Annotated in this window: 23 protein-coding genes and 2 riboswitches; of the genes, 19 read left to right on the forward strand and 4 right to left on the reverse strand. The window is 38.0% G+C overall.

Features of this window, described 5'->3' with window-relative positions; all coding sequences use genetic code 11:
* Positions 1–21: 21 nt before the first annotated feature.
* From qoxB to JFU50_RS21195, 10 genes are all read left to right on the forward strand, one after another.
* Positions 22–1977 carry a cytochrome aa3 quinol oxidase subunit I gene (gene qoxB / locus JFU50_RS21150; RefSeq protein WP_201185413.1) on the forward strand — a complete coding sequence of 652 codons (1956 nt, stop codon included), beginning with the start codon at positions 22–24 and terminating at the stop codon, positions 1975–1977.
* Entirely contained in the window at positions 1968–2564 is a 597-nt protein-coding gene (qoxC, locus tag JFU50_RS21155) for a cytochrome aa3 quinol oxidase subunit III (protein ID WP_056520798.1), read from the forward strand. Before qoxB ends, qoxC begins: the two co-directional genes overlap by 10 nt.
* Before the next feature lie 2 nt (positions 2565–2566).
* Positions 2567–2854, forward strand: coding sequence for a cytochrome aa3 quinol oxidase subunit IV (qoxD, locus tag JFU50_RS21160; protein WP_056520796.1), 288 nt, complete (start codon positions 2567–2569; stop codon positions 2852–2854).
* A 662-nt stretch (positions 2855–3516) separates the two neighbouring features.
* Complete coding sequence (locus JFU50_RS21165) at positions 3517–3744, forward strand: YozE family protein (RefSeq protein ID WP_053346600.1); 228 nt, start codon at positions 3517–3519, stop codon at positions 3742–3744.
* A 28-nt stretch (positions 3745–3772) separates the two neighbouring features.
* Positions 3773–5539 (forward strand): sensor histidine kinase, encoded by a 1767-nt coding sequence (locus JFU50_RS21170; protein WP_201223975.1) that lies wholly within the window; start codon positions 3773–3775, stop codon positions 5537–5539.
* A 189-nt stretch (positions 5540–5728) separates the two neighbouring features.
* Positions 5729–6436, forward strand: coding sequence for a hypothetical protein (locus JFU50_RS21175; RefSeq protein ID WP_053346598.1), 708 nt, complete (start codon positions 5729–5731; stop codon positions 6434–6436).
* Between the two features lie 201 nt (positions 6437–6637).
* Positions 6638–6808 (forward strand): YozD family protein, encoded by a 171-nt coding sequence (locus JFU50_RS21180; RefSeq protein ID WP_064505166.1) that lies wholly within the window; start codon positions 6638–6640, stop codon positions 6806–6808.
* Between the two features lie 247 nt (positions 6809–7055).
* Entirely contained in the window at positions 7056–7760 is a 705-nt protein-coding gene (gene deoD, locus JFU50_RS21185) for a purine-nucleoside phosphorylase (RefSeq protein ID WP_053346597.1), read from the forward strand.
* A gap of 280 nt (positions 7761–8040) precedes the next feature.
* Positions 8041–9525, forward strand: a complete 1485-nt coding sequence (locus tag JFU50_RS21190; RefSeq protein WP_201223976.1) for a lmo1851 family serine protease — start codon at positions 8041–8043, stop codon at positions 9523–9525.
* A gap of 114 nt (positions 9526–9639) precedes the next feature.
* Positions 9640–10527, forward strand: a complete 888-nt coding sequence (locus JFU50_RS21195) for an LCP family protein (RefSeq protein WP_201223977.1) — start codon at positions 9640–9642, stop codon at positions 10525–10527.
* Between the two features lie 195 nt (positions 10528–10722).
* On the opposite strand, the gene mtnA is transcribed toward JFU50_RS21195, so the two are convergent.
* The 3 genes from mtnA to JFU50_RS21210 form a co-directional block, all read right to left on the reverse strand.
* On the reverse strand, positions 10723–11769 hold the full coding sequence (mtnA, locus tag JFU50_RS21200; RefSeq protein ID WP_201223978.1) for an S-methyl-5-thioribose-1-phosphate isomerase: 1047 nt from the start codon (positions 11767–11769) through the stop codon (positions 10723–10725).
* A gap of 14 nt (positions 11770–11783) precedes the next feature.
* Positions 11784–12986, reverse strand: coding sequence for an S-methyl-5-thioribose kinase (mtnK, locus tag JFU50_RS21205; protein ID WP_201223979.1), 1203 nt, complete (start codon positions 12984–12986; stop codon positions 11784–11786).
* Between the two features lie 80 nt (positions 12987–13066).
* A riboswitch (SAM riboswitch) is annotated at positions 13067–13221 on the reverse strand.
* Between the two features lie 117 nt (positions 13222–13338).
* Positions 13339–13674: a nitrilase-related carbon-nitrogen hydrolase gene (locus JFU50_RS21210; RefSeq protein WP_201223980.1), complete on the reverse strand. Its 336-nt coding sequence runs from the start codon at positions 13672–13674 to the stop codon at positions 13339–13341.
* 274 nt (positions 13675–13948) lie between these two features.
* Between JFU50_RS21210 and JFU50_RS21215 the strand changes: the two genes are divergently transcribed.
* The 7 genes from JFU50_RS21215 (at position 13949) to JFU50_RS21245 (ending at position 19946) form a co-directional block, all read left to right on the forward strand.
* Positions 13949–15127: a pyridoxal phosphate-dependent aminotransferase gene (locus JFU50_RS21215; protein ID WP_274608360.1), complete on the forward strand. Its 1179-nt coding sequence runs from the start codon at positions 13949–13951 to the stop codon at positions 15125–15127.
* Positions 15128–15251: 124 nt separating this feature from the next.
* A riboswitch (SAM riboswitch) is annotated at positions 15252–15404 on the forward strand.
* A gap of 177 nt (positions 15405–15581) precedes the next feature.
* A complete protein-coding gene (gene mtnW, locus JFU50_RS21220) occupies positions 15582–16814 on the forward strand; it encodes a 2,3-diketo-5-methylthiopentyl-1-phosphate enolase (RefSeq protein ID WP_201223982.1) in 1233 nt (410 codons plus the stop codon).
* 6 nt (positions 16815–16820) lie between these two features.
* Positions 16821–17480, forward strand: a complete 660-nt coding sequence (locus tag JFU50_RS21225) for a 2-hydroxy-3-keto-5-methylthiopentenyl-1-phosphate phosphatase (protein WP_201223984.1) — start codon at positions 16821–16823, stop codon at positions 17478–17480.
* Positions 17477–18106, forward strand: coding sequence for a methylthioribulose 1-phosphate dehydratase (locus JFU50_RS21230; protein WP_201185395.1), 630 nt, complete (start codon positions 17477–17479; stop codon positions 18104–18106). The genes JFU50_RS21225 and JFU50_RS21230 overlap by 4 nt, the downstream gene beginning before the upstream one ends.
* A 24-nt stretch (positions 18107–18130) precedes the next feature.
* The gene (locus tag JFU50_RS21235; protein WP_201223986.1) at positions 18131–18664 is read left to right on the forward strand and encodes a cupin domain-containing protein; all 534 of its coding nucleotides are present in this window, start codon (positions 18131–18133) and stop codon (positions 18662–18664) included.
* Between the two features lie 124 nt (positions 18665–18788).
* Positions 18789–19715 (forward strand): CobW family GTP-binding protein, encoded by a 927-nt coding sequence (locus tag JFU50_RS21240; RefSeq protein WP_201223988.1) that lies wholly within the window; start codon positions 18789–18791, stop codon positions 19713–19715.
* 63 nt (positions 19716–19778) lie between these two features.
* Entirely contained in the window at positions 19779–19946 is a 168-nt protein-coding gene (locus tag JFU50_RS21245) for a hypothetical protein (protein ID WP_201223990.1), read from the forward strand.
* Between the two features lie 37 nt (positions 19947–19983).
* On the opposite strand, the gene JFU50_RS21250 is transcribed toward JFU50_RS21245, so the two are convergent.
* Positions 19984–20229 carry a hypothetical protein gene (locus JFU50_RS21250; RefSeq protein ID WP_056520764.1) on the reverse strand — a complete coding sequence of 82 codons (246 nt, stop codon included), beginning with the start codon at positions 20227–20229 and terminating at the stop codon, positions 19984–19986.
* A 76-nt stretch (positions 20230–20305) separates the two neighbouring features.
* Between JFU50_RS21250 and JFU50_RS21255 the strand changes: the two genes are divergently transcribed.
* Together JFU50_RS21255 and JFU50_RS21260 are read left to right on the forward strand one after the other, a co-directional pair.
* Positions 20306–20620 carry a hypothetical protein gene (locus tag JFU50_RS21255; RefSeq protein ID WP_242489070.1) on the forward strand — a complete coding sequence of 105 codons (315 nt, stop codon included), beginning with the start codon at positions 20306–20308 and terminating at the stop codon, positions 20618–20620.
* Positions 20621–20729: 109 nt separating this feature from the next.
* Positions 20730–21692 carry a YncE family protein gene (locus JFU50_RS21260; RefSeq protein ID WP_201185391.1) on the forward strand — a complete coding sequence of 321 codons (963 nt, stop codon included), beginning with the start codon at positions 20730–20732 and terminating at the stop codon, positions 21690–21692.
* The last annotated feature ends 2 nt before the right edge of the window (positions 21693–21694 follow it).

The raw sequence follows: 21694 nt of genomic DNA on the forward strand, positions 1-21694 counted from the left end.
TCAGAAAGGAAACACAAAAGTATGGGTTTTTTCTCTAGATTTCTTATACCTAATCCTAGTCCCGTCATTTACTCATCAATGGTGGCCATTGGTGTTACTGTTCTCTTGATCATTGTTGGTTTAACCCACTTTAAAAAATGGTTTTATTTATGGAGTGGCTGGTTAACAACAGTCGATCATAAAAGAATAGGTATTATGTATCTAATATCTGCTTTGTTGATGCTATTTCGTGGTGGGGTAGATGCTGTGATGATGCGTGCGCAACTTGCCGTACCGGATAACAAATTATTAGATTCACAGCACTATAATGAAATTTTTTCAACACACGGGGTTGTGATGATTATCTTTATGGCGATGCCGTACATTATGGCCTTAATGAATTTCGTCGTGCCATTACAAATTGGAGCCCGAGATGTAGCATTCCCACGTCTAAATGCCATAAGTTTCTGGTTATTTTTTATGGGTGCGATGCTATTCAACATCTCTTTTGTAATTGGTGGTTCGCCTGATGCAGGGTGGTCATCTTATTTCCCGCTTGCAGGTAATGAATTTAGCCCACATGTTGGAACGAATTATTATATGATTGGTATTCAGATAGCCGGAATAGGTACATTAATGACGGGGATTAACTTTTTGACGACTATTCTTAAAATGAGAGCACCCGGTATGACATTAATGAAAATGCCAATGTTTACATGGTCTGCTTTAGTCACAAGCATTATTATCATTTTCGCATTCCCTGTATTAACAGTGGCGCTGATCATGGGAACAATGGATCGACTATTCGCAACCAAGTTTTTCACAATGACTGAGGGCGGTATGGATATGCTTTGGGCTAACCTGTTCTGGGTTTGGGGACATCCTGAAGTATATATCTTAATCTTGCCTGCATTTGGTCTTTTTAGTGAGATTATCCCAACCTTTTCACGACGTAACCTATATGGCTATCGATCAATGGTTGCTTCAATGGTATTTATCTCTATATATTCATTCTTCGTTTGGACGCACCATTTCTTTACAATGGGGCAAGCAGCATATGTTAATAGTATTTTCTCGATTACAACGATGGTAATTGCTATTCCGACTGGAATCAAGATCTTTAACTGGTTGTTCACGATGTGGAAAGGTAGAATCAGATTTACCGTACCTATGCTTTATTCAATAGGTTTCATACCTCTTTTCACAATCGGTGGAGTTACCGGGGTTATGCTTGCGATGTCAGCGGCGGATTATCAATACCATAATACAATGTTTTTAGTAGCTCACTTCCACAATGTCATCATTCCGGGTGTAGTATTTGCTGTGCTTGGTGCCGGAACTTACTACTGGCCGAAAATGTTTGGTTTCATGTTGAATGAAAGGATTGGGAAATGGGCGTTCTGGTTTCTAACCATTGGTTTTTGCTTAGCATTCTTCCCTATGTATATCACTGGTTTAGATGGTCAAGCACGTCGTATATACACATACTCTGAATCGACTGGATTTGGACCATTAAATATGATTTCGTTTATCGGGGCAGCTTTAATGGCAATCAGCTTTGTATTAATCGTATATACGATTTACTATAGCATTCGCCATGCTCCAAGAGATGTTAGTGAGGATCCGTGGGATGCACGTTCCCTTGAATGGGCTACTCATAATCCAGTACCAGAATATAACTTTGCTATTATTCCACAAGTGAACTCAAGGGAAACGTTTTGGGATGCTAAATATAAAGGTCATGAATTATTCAAGGGTGACTATGAAAAAATTCATATGCCCAATAACAGCGGCGGACCGTTTATCATGTCCTGTATCTTCTTTGTCTTTGGATTTGCGTTAGTATTCAGCATATGGTTTCTTGCGATTATTGGGTTAATCGGTATCTTTGTTTGCATGGCTCATCGTTCATTCGAAATAGATCATGGGCATTACATTTCTGTAGAAGAAATTAAAGAGACAGAAGCAAAATTCGGGGGTGTTAATAAATGGAAATAGATCACTCGCAACCTCTTGAATATAGTACGGAACAAAATCGTCTAAATATTTTAGGCTTCTGGATTTTCCTTGGAGCCGAAATTATGCTTTTTGCAACACTCTTTGCATCATATTTTACATTAGTTGATCGTACGGGTAACGGTCCTACTGGAGCAGAAATTTTTGAAATCACTCCAGTACTTGCTGAAACATTCTTGCTCTTAACAAGCAGTTTTGTCATCGGGCTTGGAATTCATGCCATGCGACTTGGCAACAAGAAAGCCATGTTGACATTCTTCGTAATCACTCTCCTTCTTGGATTAGGATTCTTAGGATTTGAAATTACTGAGTTCATTACCTATTATCACGAAGGAGCTACACTGCAAACTAGTGCATTTACTTCGATGCTCTTTACAACATTAGGGACACATGGAGCACATGTTACATTAGGACTTTTCTGGGGGTTATTTATTATCCTTCAAGTGAAAAAACGCGGGTTGACACCTGAAACAGCCAATAAATCCTTCATTTTCTCTCTTTACTGGCATTTCTTAGATATCGTTTGGATCTTCATCTTCACCTTTATCTACATGAAAGGAATGACATAAACATGAAGGAATTATTCCCGGCTAAACAAGTATGGGGTTTTGTATTTTCATTGATTTTGACGTTTGTAGCTCTTTTGGTTTACTTCTTCAATATGTCAAAAGCAACAGGCATGACGATTTTTATATTGACAGCATTCATACAAGCAGCTGTTCAACTAGTTGTGTTTATGCATGCTCGTGAAACTGATGATAGCAAATCAATTTTTATGACTCTATATTGCGCTATATTCCTAGCTCTAATTACTGTCTTCGGTACAATACTATGTATGATCTGGGGTTGGAGTTATTGATATGAAACAGCTTGGGAAACAGAAGGCGTATGATGAGTAATTGAAGATGAAGAGATTATTGAAGCTGAATTACTTTGATTTTTAGGTAGGAAGAGATTGTACAGTTTCTATAAAAACATATATTTCTCTATTTAAAGGATATGATTCCCTTAGTGTAGACAGAAAAGAGTAAGTCATTGAGTTATATGATTGTTGAATAATTGTAAACAAACCTATTTAAGCTCCATTAAACGTTAGCTTGTACTCAGTAAAAAGAATAGATTAGTTTGGTATTAATTATTCAACTATTTAGAAAGATTAAAACTCGTCTGTACTGTTAGGTTCGTGCCCGAAAAAAGAGAATTTCGACAAGAAAGCCGATGTTTCCTACGCTAAGGAAACATCGGCTTTTATTTTTATTGGATAAGAGCTGACCTGACAGGCAAGACTTGGACACTTTTGTGAAAGGTTAATATAAATTAATTTCGAAGAAAATTGACATTGTACTCTTTCTTCAATCACAGTTCATCATAAATTGCGTTCTGTTTCTGGTGAAATATCGTTAGTTATCCTATAATTGTAGGAAGAAAAACCCATGTTGGTTTTTAAAAATGTAGACGGAAGGTAAAGTTTCCGATATATTAAAGCTGAAATCTTAGTTACTTTTTAGGAGGGCTCGTCACATGAGACCGTTTTATTTATATTTAATGAAATTCCGACAACCTAAAGAAATTGATGCCATCACTAAATTTGCTAATCACGCTTATAACGATCACAGTTTCCCAAAGCAATCGGATGATTATAATGAATTAAGTAGTTATTTAGAATTGAATGGCGACTATCTCGAAAGTATGACTGTATTTGATCGTGCGTGGGAACAATATGTCCAAATAGAAGAAGGACTCCAGTAGGGAGATCAGGAATAGGGGGGATCGAAGGATGCTTAAAAGCCTTCAAACCCGAATTTTGCTTTATTCTTTACTTATAGCAAGTCTACCTGTTCTGATATTAGGAATAATTTCCTATGGATCACAACGCTCTTTGCTTGAAAAAGAAGCAAAAAATGCCTTGAATGCAGGTTCACTTAATATCGTCAATGAAACATATAATTATTTGAACGAACGGAATAGTGATGTGAAGTTATTAAGTGCAAATTCGGTAATCATAAATCCTGGCTCATCAAAAGAAGAGAAGTCTGATGAACTAAAAAAGTTTATTGGAGCAAAACGGGAATATTACGGAGCTTTGTATTTGGATTTGGAAGGTAAAGTTATTGCAGATACATCTAATAAAATGATTGGAGCTAACTTAGCTGAGAGAATTTGGTTTGAAGAAGCACTAGAAGGTAATGAATTTCTTTCTGACGTGTATAAAACACGAGCTTATTCTGAACCCATAATAACTTTAAGTGCACCGGTATATGGTAGTACAGGGCAAATGGTTGGTGTTGTCTCCTCGGCCTTCCGCTTAGAAAACCTTTGGGAGATGATCGAGAGAAAAGCTATTGATATTAGTGATAAGTATCCTGTGAACATTTTCATGATTAATCAAGAAGGTATCATGGTTTCCAAAAAAGATCCCCATGGCGTCCAACAGAATTCTACCTTAGAGGAAATGGGATTAACAAAAGCAAAACTGATAGAAGCTTCTGAAACGGATAACTTGTACAGTGCAGAGAATGGAGAGAAAATATATTCTATTCAGGCTGTTCATACGATGGCACAAACGGAAAATAAATGGTTTGTGGTTGTGGGAGCTGATAAGAAACAAGTGTTTCAGCCTTTGAATGATCTTTTGTCACGTTATCTAACCATTTACACGATTTTATTTGTATCAATCATTATAGTGGTCTATTTATTTACAAAGACTCTTGTACGACCTGTTCAAGATCTTGTTGAAGCAACAGAGGAATTTATTGAAGGAAAAGAATTCGTCGTTTCTAATAAAAGAAGCTTTGAAGAAATGGTAAAACTGAACCTTGCTTTTCAGAGAATGATGGAAACGATAGAGGATCGTGAAAAGGAAATCGTTCGTACTGAAAAGTTGAAATATGTAGGTCAGCTAGCTGCAGGGGTTGCCCATGAAATTAGGAACCCATTGACTACAATAAAGGGGTTCTTCCAACTATTGAAGAGCCAGGATTATGATAAAACTTTAATAGTAAAGTATAGTGATGTCATGCTTGAGGAAGTCAATCGGGTTAATGTATTTGTAACTCAACTTCTTGATTTAGCAAAGCCTCATCAGCTTGAATGGGAGAAACTTGATCTAAAAGATTTCCTCGATGAAATTATAGATGTCTATTCTTCTTCAAATCCTAGTTCTCATGTAACATTAATTAACTCAGTGACACAATCTATATATATTTATACTGATCGAAACCGATTGAGGCAAGTTCTCTTGAATGTCTTGAATAATTCTTGTGAAGCATTCGATTCTAAGGGGAAGATTGAATTGAATCTTACATTCATTCCTCAATATATAAAATTAATCATTCGTGATGATGGAATAGGAATTAGCCCCGAGAATTTAAAAAATATCGGTATGCCCTTTTATACAACAAAATTGGAAGGGAATGGTCTGGGAGTTGCGACATGCATCCAGATTATGGAGGAACTAAAAGGGAAATTTCAAATTGAAAGTACATATGGCCAAGGAACAGACGTAATCCTGACTATTCCTACAACGAACCGTCTCATTCGATGAGACGGTTTTTTACGTAAAGAATGAATAGTAACACCACATAACTTTAGCATTGATATGACCCTTTATTAAATGAGAGTACTTTTGTATCTAAATGAGCAAAATGCCCCCCTCTTTCTATTAACCTCCATGTTTGTTTGTGCATATAATTTACTAATCAAACGATAAGGACCATATTGGGGGATGTCTCTTATGGGCAAGAAAAAACAGCCGAAATTTAAAATAGGCGATACAGTCGTAATAATAATGTATGGGACAGTCGGGAAAATAACCGATGTAAAATTTCTCGATGGTGCTTATGTGTATGAAGTGAATTATAGTGAAGGTCTTTATATTGAAAAAACATTGCAATCCATAAATGAATACGAAGGAGAAATCCTTTATCAAAGAGAACAGATCGATATTGAGTACAAATATTTATTAGGTGACTTAGTCCAGGTAGATGGATATGAACAGGATTATTTCAAGATTATCGGCTATCGAACAGAAATATGGCGCTATAAGGAAAATGCCTGGGAGGATGTGATCTATGAGTTATCACGAATCTCCGACGGGGAATGGCTTGAAGCGCATGAAGAAGAATTGACCTTAATAGCCGATGCCAAACGTGCAGATGCAATTATTCGAAAATTAGGGCTGCTCCTTTCTAAAAAGAATAATGAGCTTGCTATCATTGCTAAACAAAACAACCCTGGTAAAGGTGAGCGAGAAATGACTATGACAAAAAATGAAAAAAAGGAAATGATCGATGGACTGTTAGATTTATATAATGATTACTGTAAGCTCTATGAACATTTTGGCGATGATGAATATCACCATATCATGAAAATCGCCCTTGCTAAAATTGAAAAAGCGGCAGAGGAAATTTATCCGGATCATAAAAAAAAGCAAACAAAGTGAAAGGTATTCCACCCTTCTAATAAGCCAATTAACTAATTACTATACAAAAGCTTCTGTTCAATAATGGCAGGAGTAGATAATTATAAGTGGAGGCAATTTTCATGAAAAAGTGAACACTTCATATGTTTTTATATAATGAAATGCCTTACTGGAATATTTGTCTCTATACATTCATACACCTTTAATTAAGGGGGCGATGATTTGCGAGAAATTGAGGTTTTTATTGATACAGAAGAGATAGCGGAATTCTTCTTTCAAGAATTGATAAGACGGGGCTATCTTCCAACAGAAGCTGAAGTTGAAGATCTTGCTGACATCACATTCGAATATCTTCTTGAAAAATGCATAATTGATGAAGAAGTCGATGAGTAACCTGTCATTAGACGGTTAGCAGCTTCCTTTCCCTTAATTCTAAAAATATTTTAAAAGACGGCGGACCACCGCCGTTTTGTTTGTATTTTTATATGTAAGAGCCTTATTCTAGACCTCTTAATAGATTCCAGATTTCAATCCCTTACAAGCTCTTGAAATTAAGGTTCTGTTTTCCTATCTTGAGGTTGATATGGTATAGTAGTTTTTGAACATCTTTTCAACCAAAAGTTAAGGAGGACATAGTTGTATGAGCGTACATATTGGTGCTAAAGAACATGAAATTGCGGAAACGGTCTTACTTCCTGGGGACCCGTTACGAGCAAAATACATAGCAGAAACATTTTTAGAAGATGCTAAACTATACAATGAAGTACGTAACATGTTTGGATATACGGGGACATATAAAGGGAAACGCATTTCTGTCCAAGGTACAGGGATGGGTGTTCCATCCATTTCCATCTACATAAATGAATTAATGAATAGCTATAATGTGCAGAAGCTGATTCGTGTTGGGACTGCTGGTGCCATTCAGAAAGATGTAAAAGTTAGAGATGTAATCCTGGCAATGAGCGCTTCTACGGATTCACAAATGAACCGCCTGACATTCGGGGGAGTCGATTTTGCTCCAACAGCAAATTTCGATTTGCTAAGAAAAGCTTATGAGGCAGGTATTGCCAAAGGTTTGCAATTAAAGGTCGGTAACGTGTTTACGGCCGATCACTTTTATAACGATAATAGTGAATTAGAAAAATGGGCGAAATATCAGATTCTAGCTATAGAAATGGAATCAGCAGCTCTATACACGCTTGCTGCTAAATTTGGACGTCAAGCTCTTTCTGTTTTAACCATTTCCGATCACATATTAACTGGTGAGGAAACGACGTCTGCTGAGCGCCAGTCAACATTTAACGAAATGATTGAGGTAGCATTAGAAGCAGCAATACAGGACTGATATTAAGAAGAAAATTTACTTGCGGGTTACCAGGAATAAATGAAGCTGTACGATGATAGTTAGGATACAGACTCATTTATTCCATGGTATCCGCATTTTTGTAATTTAACAGATTATTGGCAGGGAAATATTATGGGTTTGGTTAAGAATTTTATTTCTGATTTTACCTACGCGAAATGGTGAAAAAAGATATATATATGATCAAAAGTTGTTTTTTTGATAACTAATATTTTCCGATTAGCCTGAAAGCTGATAAAATAGAGAAAAAGTTTATATCGTCATGAAGAATGAAAGTGGTGAGGCTTCAGTGGAAGAAGAAAATCAAAAACAGCCTAAAGAGGCAGGGAAATTCATAAAAATAAAGAAGTTTACGTTCATTATGGGGATTTTCTTACTCATATTTCTAACCGCAGGGATTACTACAATAGCCTTGACCTTTGGAGATGAAAAAGTAGAGTCTTTAGCACCGGATAAACATTCGGAATTTGAAAAGCTGTATTCTACATACGATACGATAAAAGATAACTACTATGAAGAGATTGATCAAGACAAGCTGGTTGACGGGGCAATTAATGGAATGATCAAATCATTGGATGACCCATATTCTACTTATATGGATAAAAAGGAAGCATCGAGTTTCCATGAGAGCATCTCTTCATCTTTTGAAGGAATCGGTGCTGAGATACAAGAGCAGAATGGAAAAATTATGGTCGTTTCACCGATAAAAGGGTCTCCAGCAGAAAAAGCAGGGGTAAAACCGAATGATATCATTTTAAGTGTGGACGGTAAAAGCATTGAAGGATTAAGCTCTTCTGAGGCTGTCCTGAAAATCAGAGGCGAAAAAGGGACGAAAGTGGATTTATCCATCACTAGAGCAGGTGAGCCGGAACCGATTGCTCTTACGATTAAGCGGGATACCATTCCAATTGAAACAGTATATGCCGAAATGCTAGATGATGGAGTTGCCAAAATCCAAGTAACAAGTTTTTCTGAGCATACTGTTAAAGAGTTGGAAACGGCACTTAATGATATGTCCAAGAAAGATATGAAAGGCCTTATCTTGGACTTGCGTGGTAACCCAGGTGGATTGCTTGACCAGGCTATAGATATGGCAAGCTTGTTTATTCCAAATGGGGAAGTAGTTCTTCAAGTTGAGGAACGTAGCGGGAAAAAAGATGTCTATAAATCGAAGAATAATGGAGAGTTGAAGATTCCAGTAGTCGTATTGATTGATGATGGCAGTGCAAGTGCATCTGAAATTGTCGCAGCGGCTGTCAGTGAATCAGCGGATATTCCTTTAATAGGTGTTAAATCATTTGGGAAAGGAACTGTACAAACAGCCCAAGACTTCGATGATGGATCTAACTTTAAATACACGGCAGCAAAATGGCTGACTCCTGAAGGTAATTGGATTCATAAAAAAGGGATCAAGCCGGATATTAAAGTGAATCTTCCTGATTATGCCAGCCTTCCATATATTTCGCCGGATAAGGAATTGAAAGCATCTGATTCTTCCAGTGAAGTAAAGGCAGCTGAAAAAATGCTGAAAGCAGCAGGCTATAATCCAGGTAAGATAGATGGATTCTTTGATGAAGAAACAACAAATGCAGTTAAAGAATTCCAAAAAGAACAAAAGGTTAAAGAAACAGGTATTATCAAAGACGATACAACCGTAAAATTAATGCAGGTCATCCGGGAGAAAATCCTTGAAAATGATACACAAGTGAAAAAAGCAGTGGAAGTTTTAAAGAAGGAAATCAAATAATTTGAGTATAAACAGCCTGTCAGCGATTACCGTTGACAGGCTGTTTATCGTTAATTGCATAATACTTCAATAAAAGGGGAAAAATATGGTTACTTTTACCGATGAGGTGAGGATATGAAAGAGAAGGTACTGTTCATATGTTTAATTGTCTTAATGCTGGCTGGTTGTTCATATTCGCCTGTTCCCCAATTAAATAAGAATAAAAATACGGAAAAAAACCTTTCTAAAGAAGAGAGCCAAGAAAGTATGAAAACTTTTCTATTGATTGGTGTCGATTCTCGTGGAGAGGAGGATTCTCGGGCAGATGCTGTGATACTAGCACGCTACTTTCCTGAGCGACAGAAGCTAAAACTTGCTTCTATTATGCGTGATAGTTATGTGAAAATACCGGGTTATAAATACGGATATAACAAAATAAATGCTGCTTATTATTATGGTGGCAGTGAACTACTTAAGAAAACAATACAAGAAAACTTAGATGTTAAAGTCGATCATGTTGCAGTAATTGATTTTAAGGGATTCGTAAAGATGGTTGACCTACTTGCCCCAGATGGTGTGATGGTAAATGTGAATCAGGAAATTATTGATGATATGAGCATTGAAGCCAGCAGCGGTAAAAATGTATTACATGGTGAGGAAATATTGAAATATGTCCGTTTCCGACATGATGATGAAAGTGATTTTGGACGGGTCGCGCGTCAACAGGAAGTATTAGTTCAATTAAAAACGGGATTTATTAATCAAATCTCATCCTTTGAAGGGATGGTCGCCCTACCTAGTATTATTGAAAAAGGGATGTCCTACCTAGATACGGATATTGGGATGAAAACGATTATGGAAATGGGCTCTCAAGTTGTCTTCCAATCCCCAGATTCTGTAGAAACCTTAAGGATTCCAGTTGAAGGAAGCTATAAAGATGAAATATATCCCCAATCTGGAGCAGTTTTGAAAATGGACTACACTAAAAATAAGGAGGCACTTCAAGAATTTTTTTCAAGGTAAGAAGTGCTGATCGATCACTATTTGTTAATATTTAATCAATTTTTTGAAAAATTAAGCTTGATTTAATAATATATAATCTTTTATAAAGAACCTCGCAAGAATAAATATAAATATCATAGTAAAATGAACGAAGCGAAATCACATATGCGATTCCGCCTCGTTATGATTAGTTTCATCTAAAAGATGAAACCTGGCTCAATTGACAAAAAGCGGAATGTTTTTCACATAGTCTGGTGAAATAATACCGTTTTCTGTTATGATGCTCGTGATTAGATGATTCGGTGTGACGTCAAAGGCTGGATTGAATGTCTTTACATTATCTGGGGCTATCTTTACTCCCTGAATGAAGGTAATCTCGTCCCCATTCCGCTCCTCAATCGGGATGGATGTGCCAGATTCAAGGGAAAGGTCGAAAGTGCTTGAAGGAGCGGCCACATAGAATGGGATACCGTAATGATTAGCTAATATTGCCAATCCCAAGGTCCCGATTTTATTAGCAGTATCTCCGTTTGCCGCAATCCTATCAGCACCAACTATAATACCATTGATTTGTTTATGATGAATGGTATGAGCAGCCATATTGTCAGAGATTAAAGTGACGTCCACTCCAGATTGCATTAGTTCCCAAGCAGTCAAACGTGCCCCTTGCAGGACAGGTCTTGTTTCACATGCATATACCTTTATCGGAAAGGCTCTTTCTTTCGCTAGATGGAAGGGAGCCAAGGCTGTACCATAGCGAGCAGTGGCAATTCCCCCAGCGTTGCAATGCGTTAATATGGAATCTCCTTCAGCAAATAAGGATAAACCATGTTCCCCGATTTTTCGGCACATATCTTCATCTTCTGTAAAGATTGCTTTTGCTTCCAGTATAAGTGCCTCTTTGGCAGTTGGAATACTCTTGGCTGCTTGCAAAATGTTTTCCATCCTTTTTAACGCCCAAAAAAGGTTGACTGCAGTAGGGCGTGAAGAAGCTAGTTTTTTAATATGTTTAGTTACATTTTGTTTGAATTCCCCTAAATCAGTTGAACCATCCTGATTCGCTCCAAGTGCGACACCGAATGCTGCAGTTAGACCAATTGCTGGGGCACCGCGGACCTTTAATGTCAAAATGCTGTCAAATACATCCTCAACGGAATAAAGTTTAATGAATTCTGTAATTGTAGGTAAGGCCTGTTGATTTAATAAAGTTATATGAGTATCATCCCATTGAACGGAATAAGGTAAGGCTGTTGTCGTCGTCATATGTAGTTCTCCTTTTAAAGGGTTGAATAGGTAGGCAGTGTATGTTGCTTCAATGCTTCAATCACAGCTGGAACATCCAATTCTTCCCTTTTTTTAATTAAAAAAGCACCAATTTTCAATGTAGCCGTTTTGGCAGCGATTCTTGTTTCTTTATCTTCAATAACATTTAAATCTGCAACATGGGATAAGCCTATTGTTCTCCGAATCAGCTCGCAGCCAGCAAAACCATATGCATCTTTTCTGAATTTAGTGAGCACATATGATAGATAACCATTTACTTGACGAAACGGACTTTTGTTTTGGGTATTCCAAAGACTAGTATATGTCTCTTCAAAAGTATCCCAAAATTCTTGGAGGTGTGTGAAAATTTCCTCTTTTCCAGCGGGATTACGTGTAACTGCCTGGAATAGAATGTTTGCTGTGTATTGGCCAAGATCAAACCCAACTGGTCCATAAAAAGCGAATTCAGGATCAATAATCTTCGTTTCTGTATCACTTGCAAATATACTTCCCGTATGTAAATCTCCATGAAGTAAGGCTTCCTGTTCGGTTTCAAAGCTTTGTTTCAGCTTAGCGACTTCAAGTATTACTTCTTGATCATTCCAAATGCTTTTGGCAGCATCCGTCAATTCTACTTCATACTCACCCGGTAGTTCTTCAAAAAAAGGATCTGTGAAAACAAAAACTTCAGTAATTTTGCAGAGTTCAGGATTCGTGAAGTTTCGGGCCACTTCTTTTTTCGCAGACGGTTCTAAATGCAAATCAGATGTGTAAAATGCCGTTTTGGCAACATACTCACCAATATGTTTCGATAGTAATGGAAATTGATCGCCATCGATTAAGCCTGTTCTCGCTATTTTTAAGTGTGAGAGGTCTTCCATGATTGTGATAGCAAGCTGTTCATCTGAATAATAGACTTGCGGTACAAATTCGGGACAATAGCTCTTGAAATGGATAAGTGCATTTGCTTCAATTGCAGCCCTTTTTAAGGTCAGCGGCCAACTTTCACCAAGTACCTTTGCATAAGGAACCGCTTGTTTGATTATAATTCCTTTTTTTGTGGCTGTGTCTGTAATATGAAAGACATAATTTAAGTTTCCATCGCCTATCTCTCTACATTTTAAAGTGGCATCTGTTTTGACCAACCCTAGTTTTTTTGCAAGGGTTATTGCAGTTTCATTTGACAGTAATTCAAAGTTCGAATGGTTTAAAGTCATTATTTTCCCCTCCAAATATTTAAAATAATAATGAAAAAGCCTCTTTCATATAGAAAGAGGCAGAAGTTTTAGCTTCGGACCTCTTATCTTCCAGAAATATTGCTTTCTGGTGGAATTAGCACCGTGCCCTGTGGATTTATAATCCGGCGGAAACTCCGCCCCATTTCACAATGGTATTACAGTCGGTTGCTGGGCTTCATAGGGCCTTTATCCCTCAGCCTGCTCTTGATAAGAGTAAATGTAAATGTTTTCTGAAATTTTAATCTTCGGGAAAATAATATCAACTTTTTAAATAGTTTGTCAATGGGTAATTTAATAATAATCCGCACGACGTTCTTCGAATTCAGTTTTGTTACATGCTTCCGTTACTTTTGAGAGGTCCAGGGTACCTGTTAGGAGTTCTTTCTTCGTCGGCTTCACATACGATATTCCCCCATGGATCTATAATCAGGGATTGTTCGGCAAATAGTTTAATAAAATCGGACCCTGAACGATTTAATGCTAAAACGTAGGGTTGGTTCTCCATGGCACGGCTGACCCTATATCGGTCCCTAATGATCGAGGCTCGGTTTGGGCCACTCGGCGGATACGAATAGAACTTCCGCACCTTGAACGGCATGGACTCACTGACATCCTTGTATACGTATGTTATAACAAATGAATGTAATCGTTTTTTCTGCTTCTTCATCCGCAATCTCATTCAACCTAGTTAAGTCGTATCCAACTGTTCAAAGTTCAGGTAAAATAACTATATCCGGATTAGATTAGACGGCGTTTTCTATCCATTTGTACTGCGAAATGAAAGTTAATATAGGGTTATCCAAAGGCATATCCATTTGGTGGAAGGAGATTTTCCATTTCATTTTTTAAAACCTCTATATGTAAAAAAACACTTTACAAGACTATGATAAACATATATCATTTGTGACTAGAATTTCAAGAAATTTCAGAGAAGGTGTTTAATGATGCAATTCGAAAAATCCAGACAGCTTCAGGAACTACCCAAGCAGTTTTTTGCTTCTCTAGTTGCAAAAGTTAAGGCAATTACAGAGCAAGGTCATGATGTCATTAATTTAGGGCAGGGAAATCCTGACCAGCCGACGCCAGAGCATATTGTGAAAAGTTTGCAGACTGCTGCAGAAAATACAATAAATCATAAATATTCTCCTTTCCGAGGACATCAATACTTAAAAGAAGCTGCGACTGTCTTTTATGAACGTGAATATGGTGTCAAGTTAGATCCTAATAGTGAAGTGGCTATTCTATTTGGTGGAAAGGCAGGACTTGTCGAACTTCCACAATGTTTATTGAATCCCGGGGATACGATTCTGGTACCTGATCCAGGCTATCCTGATTATCTATCTGGTGTAGTTTTAGCCCAAGCAAAAACAGAATTCATGCCTTTGACAGAAGAAAATGATTATCTTCCGCATTATGGAGAAATACATACAGAAACCCTTGAAAGAGCCAAAATGATGTTCTTGAACTATCCGAATAATCCAACTGGAGCATCAGCAACTGAGGGTTTTTTTGAGGAAACCGTCTCGTTTGCGAAAGAACATTCAATTTGTGTGGTTCACGACTTTGCTTATGGAGCGATTGGATTTGATGGAAAAAAACCGATTAGTTTCCTTCAAGCAGAGGGGGCAAAAGATGTAGGTATCGAAATATATACTTTATCTAAAACATATAATATGGCAGGGTGGAGAGTGGGCTTCGCTGTTGGAAATAAAAGTGTCATCGAAGCTCTTGAACTGTTGCAAGATCATCTTTATGTAAGTCTTTTCCCTGCAATTCAAGAAGCGACGGCAAGTGCGTTACTAGATTCACAAAGTTGCGTAGAAGAATTAGTGAACAAATATGAAGGGCGCAGAAATGTTTTTATTGATGGATTACGTTCCATCGGCTGGGATGTCCAAGCTCCTAAAGCATCTTTCTTTGCATGGCTCAAGATTCCTGAAGGTTTCACGTCCGAGAGTTTTGCTGATTATTTATTAACGCATGCTCACGTAGCTGTTGCTGCTGGAAATGGATTCGGTGAATTTGGAGAAGGATATGTTAGGGTGGGGTTACTTACTTCTGAAGAACGGCTTCAAGAAGCAGTTGAACGGATTCGCGCATTGAATTTATTTGGAGAATAGTGGAAGATTCCAAGTTAGCTACCGTTAAATTGTTGAAAACTTATTGACAAAGTATGGATTACCTGTCAGAATACAAAATAAATTCTTAATCTTTTGATACTTGAAGTTTAAATATATCAGCGTTTTCTTATTTTGAGCAGGTGGAGGGACTAGCCCTATGAAGCCCAGCAACCGACCGTAATTCCATTGCGAAATGGGGCGGAATTCTTCGCCGGATTTTTTTGGAATCCACAAGGCACGGTGCTAATTCTTGCAGCTATAAGCTGGGAGATAAGAAGATGGCTTTTTTAAAGCCTCTTCTTTATGAAGGGGCTTTTATTGTTTTAACATGGATTAACAGTCGAAGATTCCATTCTCCATATATCGAGGTAATAGGAAAATGATGGAAACCGTATTAGCCAGATATTAGAATACTGACTTCAAGACTTTACTAACGTTTAATAGGAGTGATCAGATGAGCGAGATAATCGCTACTTATTTAATTCATGATTTCAATGGCGAACATGAGAAAAAAGCCGAGAGTATTGCCTTAGGTTTGACAGTAGGAACATGGACGGACCTGCCTCATTTGGTCCAGAAGCAGTTGGAGAAACATAAAGGACGTGTTGTTTCCGTCACCCCTCTACCTGAAGCAGAAAGAGCAAACCGTTTTTTCAATCGTAAGGTGTACCGTTCGATGATAAAAATTGCCTACCCGTCGGGAAATTTTTCTAATGATTTACCGGCTATTCTCACGACAGTATTCGGTAAATTGTCATTGGATGGGGAAATCAAACTGATTGACTTGGATTTTGTTGGCGATATACACAAGGCTTTTCCAGGACCTCAATTTGGGATTACAGGTATAAGAGAAAAGATTAACGTATTGGACCGGCCTCTGGTGATGAGTATTTTTAAAGGGGTATTAGGACGGGATCTCTTATTCCATAATGAGCAGCTGAAACAACAAGCATTAGGAGGAGTCGACCTGGTAAAAGATGATGAGATTCTCTTCGATCAGGAGCAGACCCCATTCATTGATAGAATAAGAACGGGCAGACAAATTTTGAAAGAAGTCTATGAAACAACGGGCCATCGAACTTTATATGCTGTCAATCTATCAGGTAAAACTTTTGAATTATTAGAAAAGGCAGAGCGTGCAGCAGAAGCAGGTGCCGATGCCTTATTATTTAACGTTCATACATATGGATTGGATGTACTTCAAGCTTTGCGTGAAAACGATCGTATTAATCTACCGATCATGGCTCACCCTGCATATAGCGGAGCAGTAGCTTCATCGTCATTTTATGGTGTCAGCTACGCGTTATTGCTTGGAAAATTAGTAAGACTATCAGGTGCGGATTTATCTCTATTCCCTTCTCCATATGGAAATGTGGCACTTGAGAAAGAGGAAACATTAGCGATTGCTGAAGCTTTGACGAAAGATGAGCCGTCATGGAAAAAAGCCTTCCCGGTTCCTTCAGCAGGTATTCATCCGGGAATGGTTCCTAATCTAATTAAGGATTTTGGGAAGGACAGCGTAATTAATGCAGGCGGTGGAATCCACGGACATCCCGACGGAGCAAAGGGCGGGGCAAAGGCTTTCCGTTCTGCTGTAGAAGCTGTTCTTACAGGCAAGGCATTATCTGATGCGGCTTATGAAGATGAAGCACTAAGCAAAGCACTTGAGTTATGGGGAGGCTTGTAAGGAATAATGAAACCGATTATTTTTTGTGATTTTGACGGAACAATTACTAACTCAGATAATATCATCGCTATCATGAAAAAATTTGCACCTCCGGGATGGGAAGAGCTAAAAGACGGTGTTCTTCAGCAAAAAATCAGTATATCTACAGGAGTTGGGAAAATGTTTTCCCTGCTTGACAGTAGTCTAAAGGAAGACATTATTCAATATGTGAAGGATACAGCCGGCATTCGCCCAGGGTTCAACGAATTTGTGGATTTTACAAAACAAGCGAACATACCTTTGTATATTGTAAGTGGCGGTATGGACTTTTTTATTGAACCGCTTTTAAATGATATATTGCCTTCAGATTGTGTTTATTGCAACAGAGCTTATTTCAATCAGGAAAAGATCTTAATTGAGTGGCCGCATACTTGTGATAAACAATGTAACAATGATTGTGGTTGCTGTAAGCCATCTATAATGAGGGAAATTACAGAAGCAGATGATTATAAAATTGTTATTGGAGATTCGGTGACTGATTTTGAAGCGGCAAAGCAGGCTGATTTTGTAATCGCCCGTGACATACTGCTTGAGAGGTGCAGAACAGAAGAGATTCCCCATCAAGGATTTGAAACGTTTTATGATGTGATGCACATTTTAAAACAGCAGATGGAGGTAAAAGCATGAAGAACCATACTAAAAAGTGGCAGGAATTAGCGGAAATTAAGGCTGAACTTGCCGAACGGGATTGGTTTATGGGGACGAGTGGGAATTTATCCATTCGCGAGTCTAGAAGCAGTTCCTTTTATATTACGGCAAGCGGTAAGGATAAACGGAAGCAAACGGATGCGGACTTTTTACTAGTGGATTTAAAAGGAATCCCAGTTGAGAAAACAGAGCTGAGGCCATCTGCTGAAACTCTGCTTCATACAGTGATTTACGAGAAAACTAATGCGAACTGTGTACTCCATGTCCATACTGTAGAAAATAATGTGATTTCTGAATTATATGGAGATGAAGGGGAAGTGACTTTCCGTAATCATGAAATTATTAAAGCGACAGGGCGATGGAATGAAGATGCAGAGTTTAGAATTCCAATAATATACAATCACGCTGACATTCCTTTGTTAACTGAAAAGTTCAAGCCACATGTTGAAGAAGACTCAGGAGCGGTGCTTATTCGCAATCACGGAATCACGGTTTGGGGGAAAAGTGGACTCGAAGCAAAAAGAATTCTAGAAGCATGTGAATTTTTGTTTCAATACCAACTGTTGCTCAATCAGCAACAGGCATTTGCAGGTTCGATAAGATAAAAACTCATAGAGGAGGAATAGGTAATGGCTACAATTAGATTCCATGAAACAAATGAGGTTATTGAAAACAGTGAACAGGTAAAAGATTTTTTAGAAACACAAGGTGTTATATACGAACAATGGGATATATCGAAATTACCGTCCCATCTGGTAGAAAAATATGATCTAACGGATGACGATAAAGATGAAATCCTTGTAACGTTCAAATCAGAGATTGCAGAGATTTCTGAAAGACGCGGATATAAAGCACATGATATCATCACACTATCCGATGCAAACCCAAACTTGGATCAAATGCTTGAAAACTTTAAGCAGGAACATCATCATGAAGATGATGAAGTACGTTTTATAGCAGGTGGAACCAGTATCTTTGCTATTGAAGGCAGTGAACAAAAATGGTTTGATGTACGACTGAATCCTGGAGATTTAATCAGCGTACCAGAATCGACGCGTCATTACTTCACGTTAGCAGAAGATAGAAAAACTGTAGCTGTCCGTATCTTCGTAACAGCAGCAGGTTGGGTTCCAATTTACGAAAAAGACGAAGTTCAAGCATAAATCAATTGAGAAAAACCAGCTATCGGGCTGGTTTTTTTATATGGCCTTCGCGGGTGCTTTAGAAGGGCAAGTATGATAAAATTTAACGGAATTAAATTTAGCTGGATTATAGGAGCAGATACGAATGAAAACAACCGAAGTGTACATATTAGGTGGTTTTCTCGGTAGCGGGAAAACAACGCTTCTTCGAAATATATTAAAGCAGGAAAGTGTAGCGGGTAGAAAAGTGGCCGTGCTATTAAATGAGCTCGGCAGTGTTTCAGTGGACAGCGGTTTGATTGGTGATGATGTACCTCTGAAGGAGCTGTTTGACGGTTGTATCTGTTGTACAATACAGGATAAGCTCGAAGTTCAGCTGCATGAATTGTTGACGGAAAATGATTTAGACGCCGTTTATATTGAAACAACAGGTGCTGCGCATCCAGTTGAAGTGCTGGATGGTATTATGTCACCGCTATTCGCGAAAAAACTGGAATATAAAGGGATTATAACAGTTGTTGACTTGTTGAGGTGGCGCGACCGAGATGAGCTTTCTCCACAGCTACGCCAGTTGCTTGCTGAGCAAATCCATCATGCGGATTTCATTTTATTAAATAAAGCGGATCTAGTAAGCGAAATGGAGGCAGCCCAACTTATTTATTCCATTCAAGGTCTGAATCCTGAAGCTGTATGTTTATTGACAGAGTATGCAGCTGTCTCCTTGATATCTTTGCAACAGATGCAAAGGAAACAGCATAAAGTCCATCAAAAACTGGATGTCCAGAGCCATTTGCATTTAACGGCCGTTGTTCATACATTTGAAGGGGCAGTGGTACAAACCGACTTTGAAGATTGGCTTAGGGCACTTCCAGAAACGGTCTATCGAATGAAAGGATACATTTCCTTCACACATTCACAATACCCTCATTTATTTCAATACTCATACGGAATGCCAATGTATATGAATGAAATGATAAAAATGCCACAAAATATCGTTATTATCGGTGAGAAATTGGATAAAGAAATGATGATTAGTCAGTTAAAAGCTTTGGAAGCAAAAGCACCACATTAAACGATTACTGCCGATGAAAGAGGGGAAAAGAAAGTTAACTTTCTTTTCAAGGAGGCGGTATTTGTGCCCTGGAATAAAAACGATTACACTGATTCAATGAATAATCTTGATAAAGATGTCCGAGAAAAAGCAATTGAGATTGCGAATGCCTTACTTAATGAAGGCTATAAGGATGGAAAAGCTATTCCAATTGCCATTGACCGGGCCAAAATGGCTGTCAAAAAAGATTGAAAAATGGTCAGACCCCATTAAACGGGTCTGACTATTTTTATTGCTGCAACCCACCAAAGGCTGCAAATGTTTTCTCATCTTCAATTAACCCGCATGCTGCACATTGCACACGAACTTCAGGACCATTATAAGCTAGATGGAATGGCTGAAGAGAATCGTTCGAGTATTGTTCAACAATCTCACCGGATTGCGGATCCTTTTTAACAGGTGTTGGTATTTGCTGAATGAGATTGAAGCGAGATTTATTTGTCCGGCAATTCGGACAGCGGTATACTTGAGACAATATACTCACTCCTTTTTTGAATTTTTAAAAGTGTAATCGTATTATAAAGGTAGTCTTTACGAAAATGATTCTTAATATGTATAAATTAGTAATGGATGGAAGGGATAATTTTATGAAAGAAACGGTCATGAATGAAGCATTATTGGAAGCATATATAAGTATCTGGAATAATCGGAAGATAACAAATGGGGAAGGGGGAAAAGTGTTATCAGAACTTATCCGACGTGAACTTTTAGATGAAAACACCCATCCTCGTGCCCGAAAACCAATACTTGAAAAGTTTTACCTCAGCATTAAACGGGTGATGGAATCTTCGCTTTCTGATGAGAAAAAGAACGCAATCGTTATGGCCTATGTTAAGGAACTCGAAAGGCTCTCATCCTCGAAGTAAATATCACAAGTGAATGTTAGTTAATATTCTTTTTTGTTTCATACTTTTTTCACAACTCATTGTTAAAATTTAAAAAAAATAGATATTTTATGAATAAGGAGCCTAAAATATGAAGTGGGGTGTTGCGCTTTTGTTTGCCGTCATACTACTTAGTGGGTGTAATAGAAGTGATACATATACAAAAATAAACAAAGATAAATCTTTTTTGGCGACAGTCAATATTAAGGATACGTCCCTTACATTCATAGATAAAAACTATCAACCTTTTGCCAATTGGGATATTTCAGAACCATTTACCGGAGCATTGCTCCTAGCAGATAAAGATACTATACTTCTTTATGGAAAAGAGATGGAGAAAATCCAGGTGTTTTCATTATCAGCCGGAAAACTGATAGACAGCTGGGAAATAGGGAAAGGGATTGTCAATATGCTGTTGCTTCATGACGGAAAAAGCATCGTGGCAGTCAATCAGTCGAATCATTCCATCTATTTTTTAAATGATAAAGGTGAGGAGCAGGATATAGTCAAGGTTGGGAAAAGCCCATTGACCGTTCTTCAAGGAGAGAAAGCGAATCGCTTGTATGTCATTAACTTTGGCGATACCAAATGTTCGGTAATCAATCTGGAGACGAAAAAGGTGGATATGGAATTTCCGATACATAGTTCTTCCACAGGCACCTTATTAAGGGAAGAAAAGGATGAAGTTTGGATAGGCGGCCATGGTGTTGGAGACCAAGTAGAAGAAAATCTCTATATTTATTCGGCAAAAACGGGAGAGTTGAAGCAAAAGTTGAAGGCCCCAACTATGCCGATAAAGTTCATTGAGAATGCTGAAGGGATTTTTATCCTCAGTCACGGCACTAGCTCCTTATATAAATTGAATGATCAGTATGAAGAAGTGAAAAGCAGAGTGGTCGGCGTCAATCCTTTTGAAATGGCGAACTTTAAACAAGACGTGATTGTGGCGGGATATGATAGTGATGAAGTGTATGTAATGGATGCTGAAACAGTCGAGGTTAAAAAAACCATCAAAGTCGGTCAAGGTCCATTTCAATTGATGTTGAGGGAGTAGAT

This window comes from Peribacillus sp. TH14, assembly GCF_016651145.1.
In the GTDB taxonomy this organism is placed as follows: Bacteria; Bacillota; Bacilli; order Bacillales; family DSM-1321; genus Peribacillus; species Peribacillus butanolivorans.

Coding starts and splice junctions, on each gene's coding strand:
- qoxB (WP_201185413.1), top strand. CDS start 22: ATGGGTTTTTTCTCTAGATTTCTTATACCTAATCCTAGTCCCGTCATT.
- qoxC (WP_056520798.1), top strand. CDS start 1,968: ATGGAAATAGATCACTCGCAACCTCTTGAATATAGTACGGAACAAAAT.
- qoxD (WP_056520796.1), top strand. CDS start 2,567: ATGAAGGAATTATTCCCGGCTAAACAAGTATGGGGTTTTGTATTTTCA.
- JFU50_RS21165 (WP_053346600.1), top strand. CDS start 3,517: ATGAGACCGTTTTATTTATATTTAATGAAATTCCGACAACCTAAAGAA.
- JFU50_RS21170 (WP_201223975.1), top strand. CDS start 3,773: ATGCTTAAAAGCCTTCAAACCCGAATTTTGCTTTATTCTTTACTTATA.
- JFU50_RS21175 (WP_053346598.1), top strand. CDS start 5,729: ATGGGCAAGAAAAAACAGCCGAAATTTAAAATAGGCGATACAGTCGTA.
- deoD (WP_053346597.1), top strand. CDS start 7,056: ATGAGCGTACATATTGGTGCTAAAGAACATGAAATTGCGGAAACGGTC.
- JFU50_RS21190 (WP_201223976.1), top strand. CDS start 8,041: ATGAAGAATGAAAGTGGTGAGGCTTCAGTGGAAGAAGAAAATCAAAAA.
- JFU50_RS21195 (WP_201223977.1), top strand. CDS start 9,640: ATGAAAGAGAAGGTACTGTTCATATGTTTAATTGTCTTAATGCTGGCT.
- mtnA (WP_201223978.1), bottom strand. CDS start 11,769: ATGACGACGACAACAGCCTTACCTTATTCCGTTCAATGGGATGATACT.
- mtnK (WP_201223979.1), bottom strand. CDS start 12,986: ATGACTTTAAACCATTCGAACTTTGAATTACTGTCAAATGAAACTGCA.
- JFU50_RS21210 (WP_201223980.1), bottom strand. CDS start 13,674: ATGAAGAAGCAGAAAAAACGATTACATTCATTTGTTATAACATACGTA.
- JFU50_RS21215 (WP_274608360.1), top strand. CDS start 13,949: ATGATGCAATTCGAAAAATCCAGACAGCTTCAGGAACTACCCAAGCAG.
- mtnW (WP_201223982.1), top strand. CDS start 15,582: ATGAGCGAGATAATCGCTACTTATTTAATTCATGATTTCAATGGCGAA.
- JFU50_RS21225 (WP_201223984.1), top strand. CDS start 16,821: ATGAAACCGATTATTTTTTGTGATTTTGACGGAACAATTACTAACTCA.
- JFU50_RS21230 (WP_201185395.1), top strand. CDS start 17,477: ATGAAGAACCATACTAAAAAGTGGCAGGAATTAGCGGAAATTAAGGCT.
- JFU50_RS21235 (WP_201223986.1), top strand. CDS start 18,131: ATGGCTACAATTAGATTCCATGAAACAAATGAGGTTATTGAAAACAGT.
- JFU50_RS21240 (WP_201223988.1), top strand. CDS start 18,789: ATGAAAACAACCGAAGTGTACATATTAGGTGGTTTTCTCGGTAGCGGG.
- JFU50_RS21255 (WP_242489070.1), top strand. CDS start 20,306: ATGTATAAATTAGTAATGGATGGAAGGGATAATTTTATGAAAGAAACG.
- JFU50_RS21260 (WP_201185391.1), top strand. CDS start 20,730: ATGAAGTGGGGTGTTGCGCTTTTGTTTGCCGTCATACTACTTAGTGGG.